Origin of the sequence: Caloramator mitchellensis (assembly GCF_001440545.1) — a bacterium.
GTDB lineage: Bacteria > Bacillota > Clostridia > Clostridiales > Caloramatoraceae > Caloramator > Caloramator mitchellensis.
The window spans coordinates 1-21,371 of record NZ_LKHP01000010.1 but is presented as its reverse complement, the minus strand read 5'-3'; the positions used below and the strand labels follow the sequence as shown (position 1 = coordinate 21,371).

Annotated in this window: 19 protein-coding genes and 1 other annotated feature; of the genes, 5 read left to right on the top strand and 14 right to left on the bottom strand. The window is 31.7% G+C overall.

All coding sequences use genetic code 11. The annotated features are described in order from the left end of the window. Positions 1-57 precede the first annotated feature (57 nt). Positions 58-849, bottom strand: a complete 792-nt coding sequence (locus tag ABG79_RS08760; RefSeq protein WP_057979100.1) for a metallophosphoesterase — start codon at positions 847-849, stop codon at positions 58-60. A 104-nt stretch (positions 850-953) separates the two neighbouring features. On the opposite strand from ABG79_RS08760, the gene ABG79_RS08755 reads away from it, so the two are divergent. Continuing rightward, entirely contained in the window at positions 954-2,036 is a 1,083-nt protein-coding gene (locus ABG79_RS08755) for a M15 family metallopeptidase (RefSeq protein WP_057979099.1), read from the top strand. Between the two features lie 88 nt (positions 2,037-2,124). Here ABG79_RS08755 and ABG79_RS08750 read toward each other — a convergent pair whose 3' ends face one another. The 5 genes from ABG79_RS08750 to hgcA form a co-directional block, all read right to left on the bottom strand. After that, on the bottom strand, positions 2,125-2,676 hold the full coding sequence (locus ABG79_RS08750) for a nitroreductase family protein (protein ID WP_057979098.1): 552 nt from the start codon (positions 2,674-2,676) through the stop codon (positions 2,125-2,127). Positions 2,677-2,709: 33 nt separating this feature from the next. Next, entirely contained in the window at positions 2,710-3,189 is a 480-nt protein-coding gene (gene ispF / locus ABG79_RS08745; RefSeq protein ID WP_057979097.1) for a 2-C-methyl-D-erythritol 2,4-cyclodiphosphate synthase, read from the bottom strand. 29 nt (positions 3,190-3,218) lie between these two features. After that, positions 3,219-3,764 (bottom strand): cob(I)yrinic acid a,c-diamide adenosyltransferase, encoded by a 546-nt coding sequence (locus tag ABG79_RS08740; protein ID WP_057979096.1) that lies wholly within the window; start codon positions 3,762-3,764, stop codon positions 3,219-3,221. A gap of 87 nt (positions 3,765-3,851) precedes the next feature. Further along, positions 3,852-4,067, bottom strand: a complete 216-nt coding sequence (locus tag ABG79_RS08735; protein WP_057979095.1) for a 4Fe-4S binding protein — start codon at positions 4,065-4,067, stop codon at positions 3,852-3,854. Positions 4,068-4,079: 12 nt separating this feature from the next. Beyond that, on the bottom strand, positions 4,080-5,231 hold the full coding sequence (gene hgcA / locus ABG79_RS08730; protein WP_252989020.1) for a mercury methylation corrinoid protein HgcA: 1,152 nt from the start codon (positions 5,229-5,231) through the stop codon (positions 4,080-4,082). Between the two features lie 114 nt (positions 5,232-5,345). Continuing rightward, positions 5,346-5,585 (top strand) — a binding site (T-box leader). Positions 5,586-5,659: 74 nt separating this feature from the next. On the opposite strand from hgcA, the gene ABG79_RS08725 reads away from it, so the two are divergent. Then, positions 5,660-6,970, top strand: coding sequence for a dicarboxylate/amino acid:cation symporter (locus tag ABG79_RS08725; protein WP_057979093.1), 1,311 nt, complete (start codon positions 5,660-5,662; stop codon positions 6,968-6,970). A 293-nt stretch (positions 6,971-7,263) separates the two neighbouring features. Here ABG79_RS08725 and ABG79_RS08720 read toward each other — a convergent pair whose 3' ends face one another. The 6 genes from ABG79_RS08720 to ABG79_RS08695 all read right to left on the bottom strand — a co-directional run bounded on the left by ABG79_RS08720 (position 7,264) and on the right by ABG79_RS08695 (position 14,270). Next, positions 7,264-7,884, bottom strand: a complete 621-nt coding sequence (locus ABG79_RS08720; protein ID WP_057979092.1) for a cyclase family protein — start codon at positions 7,882-7,884, stop codon at positions 7,264-7,266. Then, positions 7,881-9,356: a glucose-6-phosphate dehydrogenase gene (gene zwf, locus ABG79_RS08715; protein ID WP_057979091.1), complete on the bottom strand. Its 1,476-nt coding sequence runs from the start codon at positions 9,354-9,356 to the stop codon at positions 7,881-7,883. Before zwf ends, ABG79_RS08720 begins: the two co-directional genes overlap by 4 nt. 40 nt (positions 9,357-9,396) lie before the next feature. Then, a complete protein-coding gene (gene gnd / locus ABG79_RS08710; RefSeq protein WP_057979090.1) occupies positions 9,397-10,293 on the bottom strand; it encodes a phosphogluconate dehydrogenase (NAD(+)-dependent, decarboxylating) in 897 nt (298 codons plus the stop codon). 119 nt (positions 10,294-10,412) lie between these two features. Continuing rightward, on the bottom strand, positions 10,413-11,756 hold the full coding sequence (locus ABG79_RS08705; RefSeq protein WP_057979089.1) for a GntP family permease: 1,344 nt from the start codon (positions 11,754-11,756) through the stop codon (positions 10,413-10,415). A gap of 20 nt (positions 11,757-11,776) precedes the next feature. Continuing rightward, entirely contained in the window at positions 11,777-13,276 is a 1,500-nt protein-coding gene (locus ABG79_RS08700; protein WP_057979088.1) for a gluconokinase, read from the bottom strand. Positions 13,277-13,424: 148 nt separating this feature from the next. After that, the gene (locus tag ABG79_RS08695) at positions 13,425-14,270 is read right to left on the bottom strand and encodes a MurR/RpiR family transcriptional regulator (protein ID WP_057979087.1); all 846 of its coding nucleotides are present in this window, start codon (positions 14,268-14,270) and stop codon (positions 13,425-13,427) included. A gap of 196 nt (positions 14,271-14,466) precedes the next feature. Here ABG79_RS08695 and ABG79_RS08690 point away from each other — a divergent pair, with 196 nt between their 5' ends. Beyond that, a complete protein-coding gene (locus tag ABG79_RS08690) occupies positions 14,467-15,153 on the top strand; it encodes a response regulator transcription factor (protein WP_057979086.1) in 687 nt (228 codons plus the stop codon). Next, positions 15,140-16,615: a sensor histidine kinase gene (locus ABG79_RS08685; RefSeq protein WP_057979085.1), complete on the top strand. Its 1,476-nt coding sequence runs from the start codon at positions 15,140-15,142 to the stop codon at positions 16,613-16,615. Before ABG79_RS08690 ends, ABG79_RS08685 begins: the two co-directional genes overlap by 14 nt. Positions 16,616-16,745: 130 nt before the next feature. Here ABG79_RS08685 and nrdG read toward each other — a convergent pair whose 3' ends face one another. Continuing rightward, positions 16,746-17,231 carry an anaerobic ribonucleoside-triphosphate reductase activating protein gene (gene nrdG, locus ABG79_RS08680; protein ID WP_057979084.1) on the bottom strand — a complete coding sequence of 162 codons (486 nt, stop codon included), beginning with the start codon at positions 17,229-17,231 and terminating at the stop codon, positions 16,746-16,748. A 103-nt stretch (positions 17,232-17,334) separates the two neighbouring features. Next, complete coding sequence (nrdD, locus tag ABG79_RS08675; protein WP_057979083.1) at positions 17,335-19,368, bottom strand: anaerobic ribonucleoside-triphosphate reductase; 2,034 nt, start codon at positions 19,366-19,368, stop codon at positions 17,335-17,337. Between the two features lie 343 nt (positions 19,369-19,711). On the opposite strand from nrdD, the gene ppcA reads away from it, so the two are divergent. Continuing rightward, positions 19,712-21,316 (top strand): phosphoenolpyruvate carboxylase, encoded by a 1,605-nt coding sequence (gene ppcA / locus ABG79_RS08670; protein WP_057979082.1) that lies wholly within the window; start codon positions 19,712-19,714, stop codon positions 21,314-21,316. The last annotated feature ends 55 nt before the right edge of the window (positions 21,317-21,371 follow it).

The window sequence follows — 21,371 nt, the reverse complement described above, 5'->3', positions numbered from 1 at the left end:
ATTTCACTATTTAATTCTTTACATAATTATATTTTTATCTATAATAGTTGTCAATATTCATTTGTCTTTATTACAAATTCTTATTAAACTTATTTGACTTCTGTTTAGGAATCTTATAGGATAGTGACTTGTTCCAACACCACTATCAATATATAATAAAGTATTATTTATTTTAAACAGTCCTTTATCATACTCAGGTAAAAATCCCTGTCCAGGTGCAACTAAAGCCCCAATTAAAGGAAGTCTTATTTGCCCACCATGTGTATGGCCACTTAATATAAGGTCAACATCTATGTTTCTGTTTTTAATAATCACATCAGGTGAATGCGATAAAAGAATAGTAAAATTGTTTTTGTCTATATTAAACAGTGCTGATTTTATATCATAATTTCCAGTAAGAAAATCATCAATTCCACATAAATTTATATTTTCCATTCCAACTGATATTTTAGTGTTCTTATTTATCAAAACTATGACGCCTCTTTTTTGCAATTCTCCTAAGAGTTTTATTTTTAACCCGCTGTAATATTCATGGTTACCAGGAACGTAATATATCTTTTTATTAATCGCTACAATTTCATCTATTAAATTCATTACTCTATCAATACTTTTGGTGCTTTGGTCTATTAAATCCCCAGTTATTACAATTATATCCGGTTTTGATCTTCTAATAGCATTAATGATAAATTTACTGTGGAATTTACTATCGTGATAATCAGAAATTTGAAGTATTTTTACCTCGCCATTTATTTTTTCTGTTTTAATTTCAACACTATTTATAGCCAATGTTGAAATTTCAAATAATAGATATATAAAGAAAAATAATAATAAAATCAAAACTTTTTTCATTTATTCACCTACCAATCGGCATGATTTGGATTTGTAGTATTGTTTATTTTAATATAAAATAAATTAAAACAAAATAAACCTTTCCATAACATAGAGGTGGTATCTTGCGTCGACTATTTTTTAAAATTTTACTATTTTATCTTTTATTATTTATTTTAATAAAAATTCCTGTTTTTGCCAATGAAGTCTCAAAAAAATTTATAGTTAAAGTTAACAATAAAATTATAGATGTAAACAATTATATTGTATATAAGGATGGTCGTTTTGTAGCAAAAAATACAAGCACAAAGGCTATTAGTAATAATAAGTTCTTAATAAATTTTGATGGTATAAATTTTTATATTGAATTAATAAATGATAAAGAACCATTTGCAATATTATCAGTATCAAATGCAATATGTGAAATAAAACATAATCAGTTGATTATTAATAAGTCTTCTCTAAATAAAACAGATTATTTTTACCTCAATATTTCCTTAAAAAATAAAATAATTATAATAAACAGTAAAAAAATAATTTTGGACAATTCACAATATATGAAAATTGTAAATAAAAATAACCCCTTGGCTTCTAATTTTATTCCAAAGGATTTAGTTTATTTAAAGGGAAAGATAAATGCAGAAGTTACAAATAGCATGAGGCTAAAAAGAAACGCAGCTATGCAATTAGGAAGCATGATAAAAGAAGCAAATAGAAATGGAGTGAGAGATTTTGTTATCAGAAGTGCATATAGAAGTTACAATGACCAAACCAATATATACACTTCATATTTAAACAGATTTAAAAAGATATATCCAAATGATTATAGGATTATTACAGCAAAATACGTTCAAAAACCTGGAATGAGCGAACATCAAACTGGTCTTGCTATTGATATTTCTTCAAAAAGTAGGAATAATTACTCATCCTTTGAACAAACAAACCATTATAAATGGTTAAAGCAAAATTCCTGGAAATATGGTTTTATTATAAGATATCCAAAAGACAAAACAAAAATTACTGGTATCTCATTTGAACCATGGCACTTAAGATATGTTGGAGAACCATTTGCAGAACTGTTATATCGAAATAACTGGGCTTTAGAAGAATTTACCAATCACATTTCAAAAGAAAAATTTATTGTATTTAAATCTTATCAAGGAATATACTATTTAATCACGGATAATAAATATAAATTATTAAAATAAAGCACCCGTGAATGAATGTTTTCGTTATCAATTTCGTTAATACATCATTCTTATGAAATATAATACAAATCATTTCACGGGTGTATTCTTATATATTATAAATTAAATCCTTAACATCTTTTCTCTCTCCAGGATTTTCTCGCTTTTTAAGCTCTTCTGGCAATTTTTCTTTATCCCCCATTTTACCTATAGCAACAACAACAGCAATTTCATAGTCATCGGAAATATTTAATCTATCCATTGCTTCCTTACGTTTAAATCCACCCATAGCGTGAGTAATGAGGCCTCTTCTTTGAGCTTCCAGGCTTAAATATCCCCAGGCAGTTCCTGCGTCAAACATATGCCATGGGTTCTCTTTGCCATTCTCAAAGAACTTTTTAGATAATATAACCAATAATACTGGTGCATTATCCGCCCAAATCCTATTCTGTTCAACAAGAATACTTCTTACCAATTCCAATTCTTTATAATTGTAAGCAACTATAAATCTCCATGGTTGCTCATTATAGCATGAAGGTGCATACCTTGCCGCTTCAATTAGAGCTTTGACATCGTCCAGTGAAATTTTTTCATTTGAAAAAGACCTGGGCGACCATCTTTCTTTTATTTCAGGCATTATATCAAACTCAAACCTTCGCATACCCTTACCTCTTTCCCATATAAATAATTACTTTTAAGAGTTTGCTTTAAAAATCAAAGCTACTGCATGTGAAGCTATACCCTCACCTTTGCCTGTAAATCCAAGGCCTTCTTCGGTCGTTGCCTTAATATTTACTTGGTCTTCCTCAATATTAAGCGCGTTTGCAATGTTTTTTCTCATTTTTTCAATATACGGTGCAAGTTTTGGCCTTTGTGCTATGATTGTTGAATCTATATTTGATATTGTATATTTCTTTTCATTAATAAGCATTCCAACATGTTCTAAAAGTTTAATGCTATCTGCTCCTTTAAATTTATCATCTGTATCCGGAAAGTGCTTGCCAATATCTCCTAAGGCTGCAGCACCTAAAATTGCATCCATTATCGCATGTGCAAGAACATCAGCATCAGAATGTCCTAATAAACCCTTCTCGTGAGGTATCTCAACTCCACCTAGAATAAGTTTTCTTCCTTCTACTAATTTGTGAACATCGTATCCGTGACCTACTCTCATTTTGAACCTCCTAACTGTCTTTGGTTAAACTAGTTCATATTCATTGCTTCATCGCCTATTCCTTCTAAAAAATTAATATATCTTGCTAAAGTAAAAAAATAATCGGAAAGTCTATTTATAAATTGATAATCGACTGGGTATTCCATACCCTCCAAAACTCTAACAAAGACCCTCTCTACCCTTCTAATTATCGTTCTTATCACATGTGAATATGTTGAAGATGCTGAACCACTATAATGTATAAAGCTATTAAGAATCGGCATCTTTTCTGTCATATAATCTATTTCGATTTCAATAAATTTTACATCTTCATCTGATATATGCTGATATCTAAATTGAGACGAAACATCAACACCAGTTTTATATAATATAAATTGTATTTTCTTGAGCTTTTCATCTATATAATTTGCTTCCTTAATTTTGGAATCTTTAATTATACTTCTCAAATGCCCAACATTTGCATTAATTTCGTCAATTCCCCCTTGAAGTTCCATAAAAATGTCTGCTTTCGAAAGAGACATTCCTATTACGTTGCTTGTTGTTCCCTTATCTCCTTTTTTAGTATAAATTTTCATTTATAATCACCTCTTTTAAAAGTAAAGTGACATAATTTAACAGCATGGTTTACCACCGGTAAACTTGCCTTTTAATATGGCATAGGCTCACCCTACACCTGTATCTACAGTAATAGCTCTTGTCGGGCAATTCGATGCACAAGCACCGCACTCTATACATGCATCTTTATCCTTCAAAATTGCTGTTCCATCAACAATATCAATAACTCTATGTGGACAAACTATTTTGCATATTCCACAGCCTACGCATTCCTTTTCATCAATTTTAATTTTAGCAACATTTTTCAAATAACTAAGTCCCATAATATCACCACCTCAAATGATTATGCCTAAAATTACTAAAATTAATCCTACGACGGAAGTTGCAATCATTATTGGAACTGAAACAGTCGTTTCTTTTTGAACACCTGAAAACGATGTAAATGTAGTCGAGCCGGTAAAATTCATCGATAAATAGCTAACGATTGTGGTCATAATCAGTGAGTGACCTAATAAATTTATAACATCACCGCTAAACAAAAATTTATTTGATGCCAAACAAAATACAACTGACCAAAGTATTCCTAAAACCGAGCCTTTTGAAGAAAACATTTTGAAAGGCAAATAAGGTAACAATATGGGGAAAATAATTGTTCCAATAAATGCTGCTATCAAGTATGCAAAACTATTTAAAAAAGAAACATTTATTATTTTACCTATATTGCTTTTACCTATAATCGTGTTCAAAATTATTAATAAAATAAAAACAAATGGATAATATCTTAAAGTATGAACAAATTCTATAGGTGTTAGTACTAGTCTTTCATACATATTAAAAGTTACTCTTCTCATTTCTTCAGTAGCTTTAAAATTATTTTCTAAAAATTTTTTAATATCTTTAGCCCTGACAGGTCCATAGATAAGTTTAAACCCTGTTATTTTAGTTACAATATGTGCTATCATGCTCGATGCCCCAAGTTGTGGAAGTATAATTGTTCTGCTTTTTAATAATTCCTTAAGATGAGTTTTGTTTATTCTGTTTATCATCTCTTTTGTCCCAAATGTTCCTTTGCCTGCAGCACACCATACATTAATTCCTTTAGTATCTAAAACTAATATCCAAAGGTTCAACCCTTCTAGTTCTTTTCTTAAAGAATCAATAGTCAATTTATAATTGGCAGTAGCTAAAACCAGAGAATTTTCATCCGGATTACCTATAGCGTATAATCCTGGTGGAATCGCATAATCATTTCTACCTATATCTAACCTTACTTTAATTGTTCCTAATTTATCTTTAGTCTCAATTTTAGTTTTAATCCTTTTTACTTTAAAATTATTAATGCTAACATCCCCATCAAAAAGATGTCTAACATGCTTATCGCTAGTTGTCTCGTCAATCAAATTAATATTCAAATAATCATCACTGTTCAAACTGAACTCTTTCTTTTCAACCACTCAACACGGTTCCTTCTTCTTTATTGTTTGCATATTAACCTCCAAATAAAATTCGTTATAATTAATTATAACAAAAAACAAAATTTTTGTTGACAGAAATAAAATAATTGTTTATAATAAAAACAAATCAGAGTTAAATAGTATGAATTAAACACAATGACCAGGTAAAGTAGGTTATATGAATCATACAGAGAGGAATTCCAAGGCTGAGAGAATTCTATGATGTAGTATATCTGAAGTGCGCCTGAGAGTGTTATACCGAAATCAAGTAGGTTGTTACGGGATCTCCCGTTATAGAGATATGGTGTGTTAGCACCAGAATAGATGAGATGGGCATTTTTTGCCTAATCAGAGTGGGACCGTGGAAGTTAGCCTTCTGCCTCTGAATAAGGGGTAGAAGGCTTTTTTGTTTGTTAAAATCTGCGCGCAGTAAAATAAATAAATTTTGATGAGGTGATAGTATGTCAATTTTACTTGCTTTAATAGCAACAATTATTTCATTTTCAATAATTAAGTTTTTAAAGAATAAAAAATTATCCTTTTCAATGATTTCTCTAGCTGCATTAATTCTTGGACTTCTTGCTGGAGCTATAATTAAAAATGAACAATATATTTTCAGTTTCATAGGCTCAGCCTATGTGAATTTAATTAAAATGCTTGTATTGCCCTTGGTTATTACTTCAATAATAGCAAGCATAAACTCATTAAATGATGCTAATGAATTAAAAAGAATAGGATTAAAGGCCGTTACAGCCCTATTATCCACAACTGCAATTGCAACAATCATTGGGATTTTCATTGGAAATATATTTAACTTAGGTATTAATTCAACATTTGTTCCTGATGAAAGTTTTAAAGCTAAGGAAATTCCAACTTTGACTCAAGTATTATTAGATATGATACCTAAAAACCCAGTAAATGAAATGGCTAATGGGAAGATACTGCCTGTAATTGTTTTCTCAATTCTAATAGGTGTAGCATTGTCCTTTGAGTTTGCAAAAGGAAATGAAAAGGTTAAAAGCGTAAGAGAATTTTTCTTTGGACTAAATCAAGTTGTGTCAAGGCTTACAAAAATGGTTCTAAAATTAACACCTTATGGTATATTTGGACTTATTGCTTCAATTTCAACTGAATATGGTATTGCATCATTAACTCCTTTATTTACCTTTATATTAGCTGTTTATATAGCTTGCTTGTTACAAATTGCAATAGTTCATTCCAGCCTTATTGCAATATTTGCTAAAATAAATCCATTGAAATTTTTCAAGAAAATTTACCCAGCACAGGTTGTCGCATTCTCAACTCAAAGCAGTTTTGGAACGCTACCAGTAACAATTAAATCATTAACCGAAGGTGTTAAGATTTCAGACAAGGTCGCAAGTTTTGTTGCCCCTCTAGGTGCAACTGCTGGTATGAACGCATGCGGAGGTATTTATCCTGCTTTAGTGGCAATATTTGTTGCTAATATGTTCAAGGTTGACCTTTCCCTCAATCACTACGTTTTACTTGTAGCATCAACAACGCTTTCATCAATTGGAATTGCTGGAGTTCCTGGCACAGCTTCACTTGCTGCAACTGTAGTTCTTACAACCTTAGGTCTCCCTGTTGAAGGTCTTGCTATTCTTCTTGGTATAGATGTAATCGTTGATATGGCAAGAACTATGACTAATGTTACAGGTGCAGCCGTATCGTCTCTCATAGTTGCTGCAAGCGAAAATGAATTTGATAGACAAGCATTTGAAAACGATAGTGTTGATTTATCTATAAATTAATCATTTGCAAAAACTAAAATATTTTTGCAAATAATGAAAAATCAGTGAGAAAAACACCCATTTACAGATAAAAATTAAAATTTCAAAAATAAATTACCCTTATATAAGAGTTCCACCTATCTATGTGGACAAGTTAACCTAATATACTCACAAAGCCTCATGAATGGTTATAATGGCACATGCTTTCTTATAGATGCCATAATAATCATCTCATGCGGCTTTTTAATTAAAATAGCTAACATAAATAATTCTTATCATGTCCTAATTGTTAAACAACTCAAGAAGTCAAGAAATCAAGTGAATGTCACCAATAATGCCCTTGCAGGGGAAGCCTCGGCTTTCAGTATCTTTAGTGGAAGGGCAATTAGTTGATATTCTCCTTCCACAATTTGTTTAAGCCTTAACCCTTCTATAATTATTATTCCATTACTAAGAAGAATTTTATGTGTTTCATGTCCAGGTTGTGCTCTTTCGATTCCAAGACCGTCAATTCCTATACCTTTTATTCCAATTTCACTTAAATATTCTGCTGCATTTTTATCTAAATAAACAAAATTGAAATCAAATTCATCGCCAAATGAATTTTTGGTTTTTAGTAAAATAAAATCATCTTTATTAATTTCTTTATTTATTAAATCATTTATTGAAATCTTTTCTTCACATTTAGTAAAATCCAGCACTTTGCATTTTGTTATTAAGTTGTTTAAGTTTATTCTATCAATCGTTTCTCCATTTTTAATAAAGTGCAGTGGTGCGTCAATATGCGTTCCAGTATGCAAATTCATTTCAATTTTCGACTCAAACATATCGTCATTTTCAAAATCATTTTGAATTATTATCTTAGGCTTTTTTGCTTCTAAATTTTTATAAACCTGCATATCAGGATGTATGTCCATTGAAATATCAATTATCATCTTGACCACCATTCCCTATTATCTCTTTTAATCAAATTTTCTGCTTCTTTAGGTCCGATGCTGCCTGCCTTATAATTTGGGAAATCAATGCTTTCATTTAACCAGAGCGTTGAGATCGCATCAACAAATTTCCATGAATACTCAACCTCATCCCACCTTGTAAATAAAGTTGAATCGCCCTTTAGACTATCAAGAAGCAGCCTTTCGTAACTTTCAGGAGTATTCCCACCGAATATACAACTATGACAAAAGTCCATTTTTACAGGTATAATTTGACTTACACTTCCTGGTTCCTTCGCATTAAACTGAAAATATATGCCCTCATCAGGTTGAATCTTAATCACCAGAACATTAGGAACTATATTCTTATTTTCATTATAGTATAGAATCTTTGGCATATTTTTAAATTGAATAACAACCTCAGTTAATTTTCTATTAGTTCTTTTTCCTGTTCTTATATAAAAGGGAACTCCATCCCATCTATAGTTATTCACAAATAATTTTAATGCAACATATGTTTCTGTATTTGAATTATGTTTAACCCTATATTCATCTCTATATTTCGGGACCTTCACGCCATTAATATATCCTTCATCGTATTGTCCTCTTACAACATTATCTTTTATGTATTCCGGAGTTAATTCCATAAGAGATTTTAAAACCTTAAGTTTTTCATCCCTTATACTTTCTGTATCGAGTCTAACAGGTGGTTCCATTGCTACTAATGTTAAAAGCTGTAATATATGATTTTGAACCATATCCTTCAAAGCTCCAGCGGAATCATAATAACCTCCTCTATTTTCAACCCCTACGGTTTCAAGAGCTGAAATTTGAACATTATCAATATATTTGTTGCTCCATAAAGATTCAATAAAAAAATTCGCAAATCTAAGAACCATAATATTTTGTATCATTTCTTTTCCCAAATAATGGTCTATTCTATAAATGTTTTTTTCTGAAAATGCTTCCGTTATAGTTTCATTCAAACACCTAGCTGAGTGCAAATCCTTTCCAAATGGTTTTTCAATAACTACTCTGTATTTCCCACTATCATCAGCCATTTTATGAAGTTTCAATTTTTCAACTATAATTCTAAAATATTCTGGTGCAACAGCTAAATAGTAAATTCTTCTACCATCGGTTTTATATATACTGTCTAATTTTTCAAGTTCAAGTTTTAGATTCTTATAGCCTTCATCTGAAGAAAAATCAAACGAGATGTATTTAACCCTCTTTTTTAGCTCCTTAAAGACGCTTTCATCGTATTCAAAACGTGAAAACTCTTTAATTGATTCCTTCATTTTTGTTATATAATCTTCATCAGTCATTTTTGTCCTTGAAACTGAAACTACAGCAAAATTATTTAATAGCAGTTCTTGAGACAATAAATTATATAAAGCAGGAAAAAGTTTTCGCTTTGTTAAATCACCATTTCCACCAAATATAACTAAAATTGATGATATTTCACTCAATTCATTATCACCACTTTCTTTAAGTAATTTCCAAATAATATTATTTCTTAACTACCTTATGTCCTCCAAATTCATTTCTTAATGCTGCAACAACTTTTCCAGAGAAAGTATCTTCCATTTCTGAACGATAGCGCATATATAATGATTCAGTTATAACAGGCGCAGGAACCTTTAAACTAAGAGCTTCCTGAACAGTCCATAGACCTTCACCTGACGAAAACATTACACCCTTTATACCATCAAGTTTTGGGTCCTTTTCAAAGGCCTTCTCTGTCAATTCCATTAACCACCCTCTGATAACAGAGCCATGGTTCCAAACCCTTGCAACTTCCTTAAAATCCAAATCAAATTGGCTTTTTTCAAGTATTTCAAACCCCTCTGCTATGGCCTGCATCATTCCATATTCAATTCCATTATGTATCATTTTAACAAAATGACCAGAACCTGCTTTACCAGTATATAAATAACCATTTTCCACACTAATATCCCTAAATATTGGCTCAACAAACCTAAATACTTCTTCATCACCGCCAATCATAGTGCAGACCCCATATCTTGCTCCTTCCATTCCACCGCTTGTTCCTGCATCAAGAAAATCAATACCTCTACTCTTTAACAATGCATGTCTTCTTATGCTATCCTTATAGTATGAATTTCCACCGTCTATTATAATATCATGTTCGTCTAAAAGTGGCGCTAGTTCTTCAATAAGCTCATCTACTATCTCCCCAGCTGGAACCATAAGCCAAATTACTCTTCTTTTACTTAATTTTTTGACAAGTTCCTCAAGATTATATGCTCCAATTATTCCTTCATTTTCAGCATCTTTTGTTTTGTCCGGAGTTTTATTATATGCCACAACCTTATGCCCCTTGTCTTTCATATTTAGTGCTAGATTATACCCCATTTTTCCAAGTCCAATGATACCAATTTCCATTTACAACACCTCCAAAATATTAATTATAATTTTATTTTATAAGTTTAAATTGTCAAACAATTCAAGAAGTCAAGAAGTCAAGTGAATGTCACTAAGGGGCGGTATTCCGCCCCTTAAGATTATATAAATAAACTAAATATAAATACACAAAGAACACCTACGACAGCGATAATTGTTTCCATCATTGTCCAGGATTTTAACGTATCCTTTTCTGAAATTCCAAAATATCTATTTACTAACCAGAATCCGCTGTCATTAACATGTGATAAAATAGTTGCACCTGCTGCTATCGATATTACTATCCATGCAGGATCGATATTAAATGATGTCATCATTGGAGCCATAATTCCACCTGCTGTCATCATTGCAACCGTCGCAGACCCTTGAGCAACTCTAACTACTGCAGCAATTAAGAAAGCAAGGAAAATTGGACTGACGTTTGATTGTGCAACACTTTCAGCAAGGAGTTTTCCAACACCACTATCAATCAAAACTTGCTTGAATACACCACCAGCACCAGTAACAAGTATAATCAACCCTGCAGGAGCTAATGCAGAAGTTGCTATCTCATTTATTTTTTCCTTAGACATTCCTCTATATGTTCCAAGTCCTATAAAAGCAACAAGTGTTGCTAATAATAATGCTGCAAAAGGATGTCCTATAAATCCAAATAAAATTCTTGTTGAGCTTTCCTTTGGAAGAAATGCACTTGACCAAGTATTCAAAAGTATTAATACTATCGGAAGAAGAATGGTGAATAATATAAATCCAAAGCTTGGTAAATCTTTATCTTCCCTTATTTCATTCTCAGTTTCTTTTAATATATATTCTGGAACTTTTACATAAATTTTATCAGAAATATATTTTCCAAACACTGGACCAGCTATGATTGCAGTTGGAATACCAGCAATTAATCCATAAAAGATTACCTTTCCAATATCAGCATTTAAGAGCTGAGCAACTGCAACAGGTCCAGGAGTCGGTGGAACAAATGTATGTGTTACTGCAAGCCCTGCAAGTAATGGTATCCCATAAAAGAGCAATGATTTTTTTGTTTCTTTTGCAAGCGAATATACAATTGGAACCAAGATTATAAAACCAACATCGAAAAATACAGGTATAGATATTATGAAACCTGCAATCATAAGTGCCCAAGAAGCTCTTTCTTTCCCAAACCATTTAATAAGCGTTCTTGCTAATCTTTCTGCACCGCCAGAAACTTCAAGCATTTGTCCAAACATTGCACCAAGTCCTACTACTACTGCTATAAATCCAAGCGTGCCTCCCATACCGTTTTGAATTGAGCCCATAATTTTATCAAGCGGCATGCCTGCAGCAAGAGCAACCCCCATGCTGACTATTAGGAGTGTCACGAAGGCTTGAACCTTTAGTTTCATTACAAGGAACAACAGCGCCAAAACCCCTACGATGACTACAAGTGTTAAATAAGTAGCGTTTGTCATTTTAATCCCCCTCTTTAAAATTATAATTTTTCTAAAACAGGCATAAGCCTGTTTATAGCATCTCTGTAAATCACAAATAAATCATCATATATTTTTTTATTCAAATTTATTGGCACAAACTTTTCATCTAATTTTATATAATCTATGCTTTCTTCAATATTCTTTATTTTATTTATAGCCAATAGGCCAAGCAAAAAAGCACCTGTGATTGAGCTGTCGTAATTTTCAGATACTTCAATCTCAACATTCATAACATCTGATAACATTTGAACCCAGTCTCTGCTTCTTACAAAGCCACCATTGGCGTATACTCTATTTATTTCGCCAAACCCCTTAATTACTTCAAATACATCCCTTAAGTCAAAACAAATACCTTCTAATATTGCTCTTGTAAAATCCTTTTTATCGTTAGTATTTTTTATTCCTAAAAATGCACCCTTTAGCTCTGAATTCCAATATGGAGCTCTCTCACCCGATAAAAATGGTAAAAACAAAATTCCATTACTACCAGGTGGTGTGCTTTTCACGTAATCATTTAGTAGTTCATACGAATCTATATTTAATTTGTCTGCCAATGATTTTTCTTCAGCAGCAAAAGCATCTCTAAACCATCTATAAACAATACCACCATTATTTATTGCGCCCCCAACAATGTATTTATCTTCCGTCAAAATATAGCTAAATACCCTTGCCTTTTCATCAACATAGGGTTTTTCAAAAGCCACTCGTATTGCACCGCTTGTTCCAATTGTGACCGCAGCTGTATTATTAAATATTGCTCCGGAACCCAAATTTGCAAGACATCCATCACTTGCACCAACTATAAATGGTATTTTCTTTTTTAGCCCGAGTATATTACTATACTCTTCCTTCAATTCTGAAACATAGGACGTAGTTGGAACAGGCTTCGAAAGCATACTTTGATTCAATCCCAAATCATCAAGAATTTCTTCGTCCCACCTTAAATCAAATATATTAAACATCCCTGTTGCGGAGGCAATTGAATAATCTACGATAAACTCGTTAAATAATTTATAAAAAACATATTCCTTTATTGAAATAAACTTATATGCTCTATCGAATATATCCTTTTGTTTATCTTTTAGCCACATAATCTTATATAAAGGTGACATTGGATGTATTGGCGTTCCTGTTTTTTTATAATATTTAATCCCTATTCCATTTTCTTTATATCTTTTAACATATTCGTTGCTTCTGTTATCAGCCCATATTATACAATTAGTTAAACAATTTCCATCTTTATCAATAGCCATTATACTATGCATCATTGAACTAAAAGATATAAATTTTATTTCTTCTTCATTGCCATTAATTAACTCTTTAAGAACAATGATTGCTGCATTAAAAATTTCATCCGGATCCTGTTCTTTAAAATCTTTTTCATTAGATATAATAGGATATTCTTTAAAATGTTTTTTAATTGCATCCCCCTTTTCACTAAACAAAATACCCTTTGTGCTTGTAGTTCCGATATCCAATCCTATGTAGTAGTTTCCCATAACCTTACCCCTTTTTTTGAAAAATTTCTTCACTTTTAATGATATTCGTAAATATTTTTGATAATTTTGAAACTTTTCTCCTTAATTATAAAACATTATATGTAAAAATACAATATAATATAACAAAAAATCTGCCAAAATTGGCAGATTAATATCTTTTTACAGCAATAGCATTTCTTACTTTATGGAGATTATCAAGATACTCCTCTTTATCCTTTAAACAATATCCTACGAAAATAGTATCAATTAAACTTAATGCACTTATTCTTGACTCCATTGCTTCACTTTTAAAATTTGATTCCTTTCCATAGGATATTAAAACAACATCTGATACCTTTGAAATTGGAGATTTACTATTTGCAGTGATGCTTATAACCTTTGTTCCATTTTTTCGGGCAATCCCAATATTTTCTATTAAATCTTTATTGCTTCCCGTATTAGATATAGCAAAAATACAGTCCATATCATTGAGTCTTGAAGAAATCATAGCTTGAACATGGCTATCTGAAGCAAACTCAACCCACTTGCCTGTTCTTAGAAATTTATGATAAAAATCATATGCAAGTGCAGCTGAACCCCCCATCCCGTAAAACACTATTCTTTCGGAATTATATAATATATCAATAGCCTTTTTTATTAGCTTATAATCGTTTAACTTCAAGGTTTGGTTTAAAGAATATATATTTGCGTTAAAAACCTTTTGCATTATAACAAGCTCATCATCATTCTCTTTAATTTCTTCATGAATATCCTCAATTGGAGATATAACTTCGCTTGCCATTTTAATCTTTAATTCCTGATAACCCTTATAACCCAACTTCTTACAAAACCTTATAATTGTCGCTTCTCCACACTCAGCAGCTTCTGAAAGTTCTGTAATAGAAAAGTGTATTATATCCTTAGGGTGCTTCAAAATATACTCTGCTACTCTCTTTTCAGCTCCTTTCAAACTACTGAAAATATCCCTAATCTTTTGCATACAATTTTGTTCCATATTATCCCTCACTTTAAAGTGCCAGGCACTTAAGTTTAAGTTGCTTAATTATATTATACAACAAAACATCATTACAATCATTTTTTAAGAGATTTTAAAATCAAAGTTGTAGTTAACAATTTATTCATATTTTTGTAACTTCAAAACTAAACAAAAAAGATATAATAAAATAAAAACTGCTAAATGAGGTGGTCATATGAACGAAACTATTCTTGTTGTCGATGATGAAGAAAGGATAAGAGAACTTATTAAAGCTTATTTAATAAGGGATAAGTATACAGTTTTAACTGCCGAAAATGGATATGAAGCTTTGAAGATAATCAAAAATCAAAGGATGCATCTTGCTGTAATAGATGTTATGATGCCTATCATGGACGGTTGGAGTCTTTTAAATGAAATTAGAAAAACTTCTTCAATACCAGTTATTATGTTAACAGCAAAATCCGATGATGATGATAAGTTATTGGGTTTTGAACTTGGAACAGATATATATCTTACAAAACCTGTAAGTCCAAAGGTTATTTCAGCAAACATAAAGGCTCTGATAAAAAGGACATACTATTCACAAGAGATAATTAATAATGCTGCATATGACGGATTGTTAATAGACGAAGATGCCCACAGAGTTTTAGTTGATGGAGAAGAGGTATTCCTATCTCCAAAAGAATACGAAATATTGCTTTATCTTTTTAAGAACAAAGGAATTACGCTTACTCGTGAAAAGATACTAGATGCTATATGGGGTTTTGATTATGATGGAGATGCAAGAACGGTAGATACCCATGTTAAAAGACTTAGAGAAAAGCTCTGCTCAAAGGGCTATTTAATAACCACCGTCAGGGGATATGGGTATAGATTCGAGGTGAAACATGAGAAAGATTAATAGCATTAGTAGAAAATTATTTATTATCAACGCAGCAATATTCGTTGCTTTCATAATCTCTACAATGTTATTCTTATCCTTATTTTTTGAAAGATTTTATATAAAACAAAAAATTTATCAAACCGAAAGGACTCTTAACGAATTTGTGGCGGGTTACAAAAAGGCAAAAACATTAGATGAAATTGAAAAGGTTTTGCTTGAATCTGAAGAAAACAGCAATACAAAGATAATTGTTCTAAATTCAAATTTAGTTCCCAAAATATTCAGAATTGACGGAAGAGATAAAGTTTTGAGGAACCGACTTCTTATTGATGTTGTAAAAAACATTGGCGATTCAGAAATGAGATTTGTTAGAAAAAGCGATGATATTGCAACCTTTTTCTTATCTGATAACCAGGGCCCTATAAAAGGAATTGTCAGTGTTTATAACTACAACGAAAAAGGTGAAATTATTATATCAGCTACATCAGTTCAACCAATTAACGAAGCAGTTTTCATAATAAATAAAATATTTTTATACTTTATTTTTCTCGCTCTTGCTGTTGTATTAATACTTTCCTATTTTTATTCTAAAATAATTACTAAACCTCTTGTTCAAATGAATAAAGTTGCAACAAAGATGGCAAACTTGGACTTTTCTGAAAAATGTTCTGTCCAGTCCAAAGATGAAATTGGCAGCCTTGCAAATAGCCTGAATGTTTTGTCTGAAAATCTTAATAATGCATTAACCTCTCTTAAAGAGGCAAATGCTAAACTTGAAGAAGACATTGAAAAAGAAAAAAAATTGGATAAAATGAGGCGAGACTTTATTGCCGCAGCATCCCATGACTTAAAAACTCCAATAGCTCTTATAGAAGGATATGCTGAAGCTTTAAAAGATGATATATTTGATGACAAGAATAAAGATTACTATTTAGATATAATACTAGACGAAACCAAAAATATGGCTTCACTTGTAGAAGACATGTTAGAGCTTTCAAAATTGGAGTCAGGAAAGCTTGAAATCTCTAAAGAAAAATTTAACTTAGATAAATTAGTTGATTCAACAGTAAAGAAATTTATTGGTCCTATACAGGAAAAATCAATCGACCTTCAACTTAATTTAATTGAAAATTGTGAAGTATATGCCGACTGGGACAGGATAGGTCAAGTTATTACAAACCTTTTAACAAATGCAATAAAGCACACAAATGATAATGGCCAAATAATAATAAACATGCTAAGACAAGACAACAAGATAAAATTAGAAGTAGAAAACTCAGGCTCGCATATTCCTGAAGATGAAATAGATAAAATATGGGACCTATTCTACAAAATCGACAAATCAAGAAATCGAAAATTTGGCGGCACCGGTGTTGGCCTTTCAATTGTAAAGAGCATTATAGAGATGCACGGAGGTAGCTATGGGGTAAATAACACTCCTAACGGCGTAGTATTTTATATATTGGTGCCTGTCACTTGATTTCTTGACTTCTTGAGTTGTTTGACAATTAGGACAAAGCCCCATGAGCGATTTCATAATATAATCATTCATGGGGCTTAAAATTAAACTTTTAAATATTTATTCTAATTCAATGTCCAAAAATAGTATATTAAAACTCCATCTCAACTAAACTTCCCACTTCTAAGCTTCTTTTAACATCAATAACTCTTTGGTTTGTTGAACCTCTAAATTTTAGCCTTAAATCCCTCTTATCCCTTTCAAATGGTCCGTCTATCAATATATCAATGTTTTCAAGAAGTCTTTTAAATTTTTCGTTGTTTAATAAATCTTCATAATAAAAACCTGAGTAAGCAATAATGTTCAACCCTTTTTCGTTTGCCTTTTCTGCAAGGAGGCTAAATTCGTCCGCTTGGAAAAATGGATCTCCTCCTGAAAACGTAACACCATCTATATGTTTGTATTTTAGTATTTCATCAAATATCTCATCAACGCTAATCTCATACCCACCCTCAAAGTCATGGGTTGATGGATTGTGGCAGCCATCACATCTATGGCTGCAGCCTTGAGCAAAGATAGTATATCTTATACCAGGGCCATCTACAAAACTTTCCCTAACAACGCCAGCTATTCTCATAAGTGCCAGCCTCCTGACTTTTTGACATTTCTACATCTTCCCATAATGAGTTAAATAAAACTATATACTTAAAACAAGTATGTTTCAGTGAAAAGACTCTTCATTACTGCCAGTTATGTTTAACCCTCTCATTAAGTTCAGTCTTTTTTGCATCATTAAATCTATCAATGGTCGAAAGATATCCCGTAATCCTTCTGATTCTTCTTATATCTTCACTTTTACACTCCGGGCATTCGTTGTATATTATTCCTCTATGGCCGCAGACTCTGCATTCATCTATTGGGAAATTTATTCCTGCATACCCAATATCACATTTTGCCATCCATCTTAGTATCTTTTCAAATGCTTCTATATTGTTTTCAACAGTCGAAGGTAATTCAACATAACTTATATGTCCTCCATTACATAACTTATGGAATCTTCCTTCTATTTCTATCTTGTCAAATATGCTAATCTCATAAGATACAGGAACATGGTATGAATTGGTGTAATATTCTTTATCTGTAACACCTTCTATTAAACCATATGTATTTCTATCATAAGGTACAAATCGCCCTGCCGTTCCTTCTGCAGGTGTCGCGTAACAAACAAAGTTTAAGCCAGTTTCTTCTGAAGTTGCATCTGTATATTTTCTTATATATTCTATAATTCTATATCCTAATTCGTGGGTTTCTTTATCTTCCCCATGATGCTTACCAACAAGAGCCTTTAAAGTCTCTGCGAGACCAATAAATCCTATTCCGAGAGTTCCATTTTTAATAGCATCTCTTATAGTATCTTCATCCTTCAAGTTTTCTGAACCCATATAGAGTTTTTGTCCCATAAGGAATGGGAGATCTTTTACCTTTAAATTTGCTATAACTTCAAATCTATGTAAAAGTTGTCTCTTTGCTAAATCAAGCATTTCATCAAGATTTTTAAAGAAAGCATCTATATTCCCATAACCAGCCTTTAGTGCAAGTCTAGGTAGATTTAGTGTAACAGGTGCTATATTTCCTCTTCCAGCAGAAATCTCGAGTCCATTTCTATTTTGGATAGTTCTTGTTCTGCATCCCATATAAGAAATTTCATCACCATATTTTGCGTTAAAACTTGAATCCATAAAGCTAAAAGTAGGATTCATTCTATGTGATGCAACCTTCATTGCAAGTTTAAACAAATCATAGTTAGGGTCACCTTCATCAAAATTAATTCCCTTTTTCACTCTGAAAACTAGATTAGGAAATATTGGGCTTTCACCTCTTCCAAGTCCCTTGTCAAATGCCTCAAGCATAGCCCTAATTACCATTCTTCCTTCTTCAGTTGTATCCGTTCCAAGGTTTATACTGCTAAATGGAACCTGTGCTCCTGCTCTTGAATGCATGCTGTTTAGATTATAAACAAGCGCCTCCATTGCTTGGAATACTTCTTCATATGAAGGTTTTTCTTTAAATGTTCTAATTATCTCTGCCATTGATTTATCAAAATGAGGAAAACTTTGACCTCCAAACATATCATTTTGATTGCTCTGAAGAATTATAGCTGCCTGTGCTGTTGCTGATGATATTCTCTTTGGCGGTCTTATATAACCATAACCAGTATTAAATCCATTAAGCATTAACTTTGTTAAATCTATTTGTAAACAGTTAAGAGTTTTGCCATAAAAGTCCAAATCATGTATATGTATATCTGCCTTAACATGTGCCTTAGCCATATCTTCAGGAATTACATTATGTAAATAATATTGTTTACTTGCAGCCGATGCAATCTGAAGCATCTTTGCTGATGGGGAGTTTCCTATGTTTGCATTCTCTCTATTTGTTTCAACTAAAATTTCTCTTACAACATCCATAAGTTCCGTCTTTGCTTCCCTATATCTTGTTCTTTTTGCCCTATAAAGTATATATGCCTTTGCAGTCTTTGCATGCCCATGCTCAATTAACACCTTTTCTACACAATCCTGAATAAATTCTACAGTGGGAATTTCTTCTTCTGGAAGATTGTTCATCATATAACCCATTACCTTTTCTGTCAACTCTTCAGCCTTCGTGTAGTCCGTTCCACCAACGTTTTGCGCGGCAAGGAAAATAGCTCTTGTAATTTTTTCTTTACTAAACCCTACTACTCTTCCATCTCTTTTTTTGATTTGTGTAAGCATCGTTCTCTCCCCTTCTTATGTAAAATAAACACAATATTTAGTGCACTTATTAAAGTTTATATACTATATATAGTTTTGTCAAATTTAAATAATTTTATAAATCAAAGAATTTTAGATATAATTTATCCTAATCTCACCATATCAATCAATTTCTAAATTAATTTGAACTTGACTTATGAACCAACGACAACTTATCGAATAATGAATCTTAGCAAAATATTTTTTTCATAAATAATTGATTTCAAAGTGCAAAAATGATATTATTAAATTAAATTTGCAAGTTTCGTTATCATTTCTTTCATTATTGAATATAATATAACATAAAGTTTTTAGGAGTGATTTTATGAGAATACCTCTAACTATGATGACTCAGCACCCAGATAACGCAAAGGAATATATATCTGTTCAACAGGAACCCGAAGAGGCTGTATTTTCCCTGATAAAGCAGGACAGCGGTGGATTAGGAATCGATGAGGTTATGATAGATTTTGAAGGAAAATTGACCCCTTACCACCAGCCACTACAGATAGCACTTGAATTATTAAACAATGACTTAGTCCCAGGAAAGGATGTTTTTATTACTCCTAGGCTTTCAAGTGCCGATAAAGAAACCATTTTCAGACAAATAATGTGTATTATGGCTGTGGTTGAAACCAATATCTCTATTTATGAAAAGACAAAACTTCAGGCAATTAAAGAAGTTATCATCCCCATGTGTGAATCATCAAAGGATTTAATCGATGTTAACTCCCGTATAAAATCAGTTATTGAACTTGGAAACAAGAACTTCAATATTCACTTTGATGAAAGCTCCATAGGAATAATTCCCCTTTTCGAAGATATATCATCACTTATAAACGTTGATAAACTACTAGAAGATTACACAAAGGCATTAGATTATAAGCCAGAATATATACGATACATGATAGGAAGATCTGATTCTGCTCTTTCTTACGGAATAGTATCTAGTGTGCTAACCGTCATATTATCTCTATACAAGTCTAATATATGGTCAGAAAAAAGTTCTATTAAAGTTTATCCAATAATGGGATGCGGAACCCTCCCATTTAGAGGACAACTTACATTAGAAAACTTAGATAATTTTTTAAAAACTTATTCTGGAGTAAAAACAATAACAATTCAATCAGCATTAAGGTATGACCATGGATTTGAGAAAACGCAAAAATTAGTTGAATATCTAAAAACTAATATAGACAAATACCAGCCAAAAAAATTTACCTCTGAAGATATTAACCTGATTTATGACTTCATAGGAATATTCACAAAGCACTATCTTCAATCCTTCATTAAAATCGCTGAAACAGTTTCTAATATATCCTTATTTATCCCCAAAAACCGTGATAGATTAGCTGCTTCTAAAAAAGGTTTGTCATATCACAGAGAGTTTGTAGATATGAGAAGATTTATAGAAATTATTAATGATGATAAATTAAAAAAAGAATTATTAGAAATTGATACAAATTTAAGCACTTCAATTCCACGAGCAATAACATTTACAGCATCTATGTATTCCATAGGGATGCCCCCTGAATTCTTAGGAACAGGACGGGCTTTAATTGAGATTAAAAGCAAATACGGAGAATGGGCAATAGAAAAAATAATGGAATTCTATCCCCAAATAAAAAGTGATTTTGAATTTGCATCTAGATATGCTAACCCCAGCGTGTCAAAGAGAATTCTATCTGATGATATCAGAAAAGAATATGAAGTTGATTTTGAACTTACAAACAAAATACTTAATCTCAATTTTGACCTGGAATCAAACATCGAAAACAACTTTTATCATACTCTATTGAAAACTGCACGACCAATACTTCTTCATCTATTGGGTAAGGAATCTCAAATTTTAGATAACAACTGTCAAGAATACAATATATTAAAAGAGCTCCTTATAAAGATGGGCAGCATTAGAGGTGGATTGGGATAAATGGATTATAATGTATAGTGTTACCTAATTATTTTTAATCCGAGCGGCCGACACG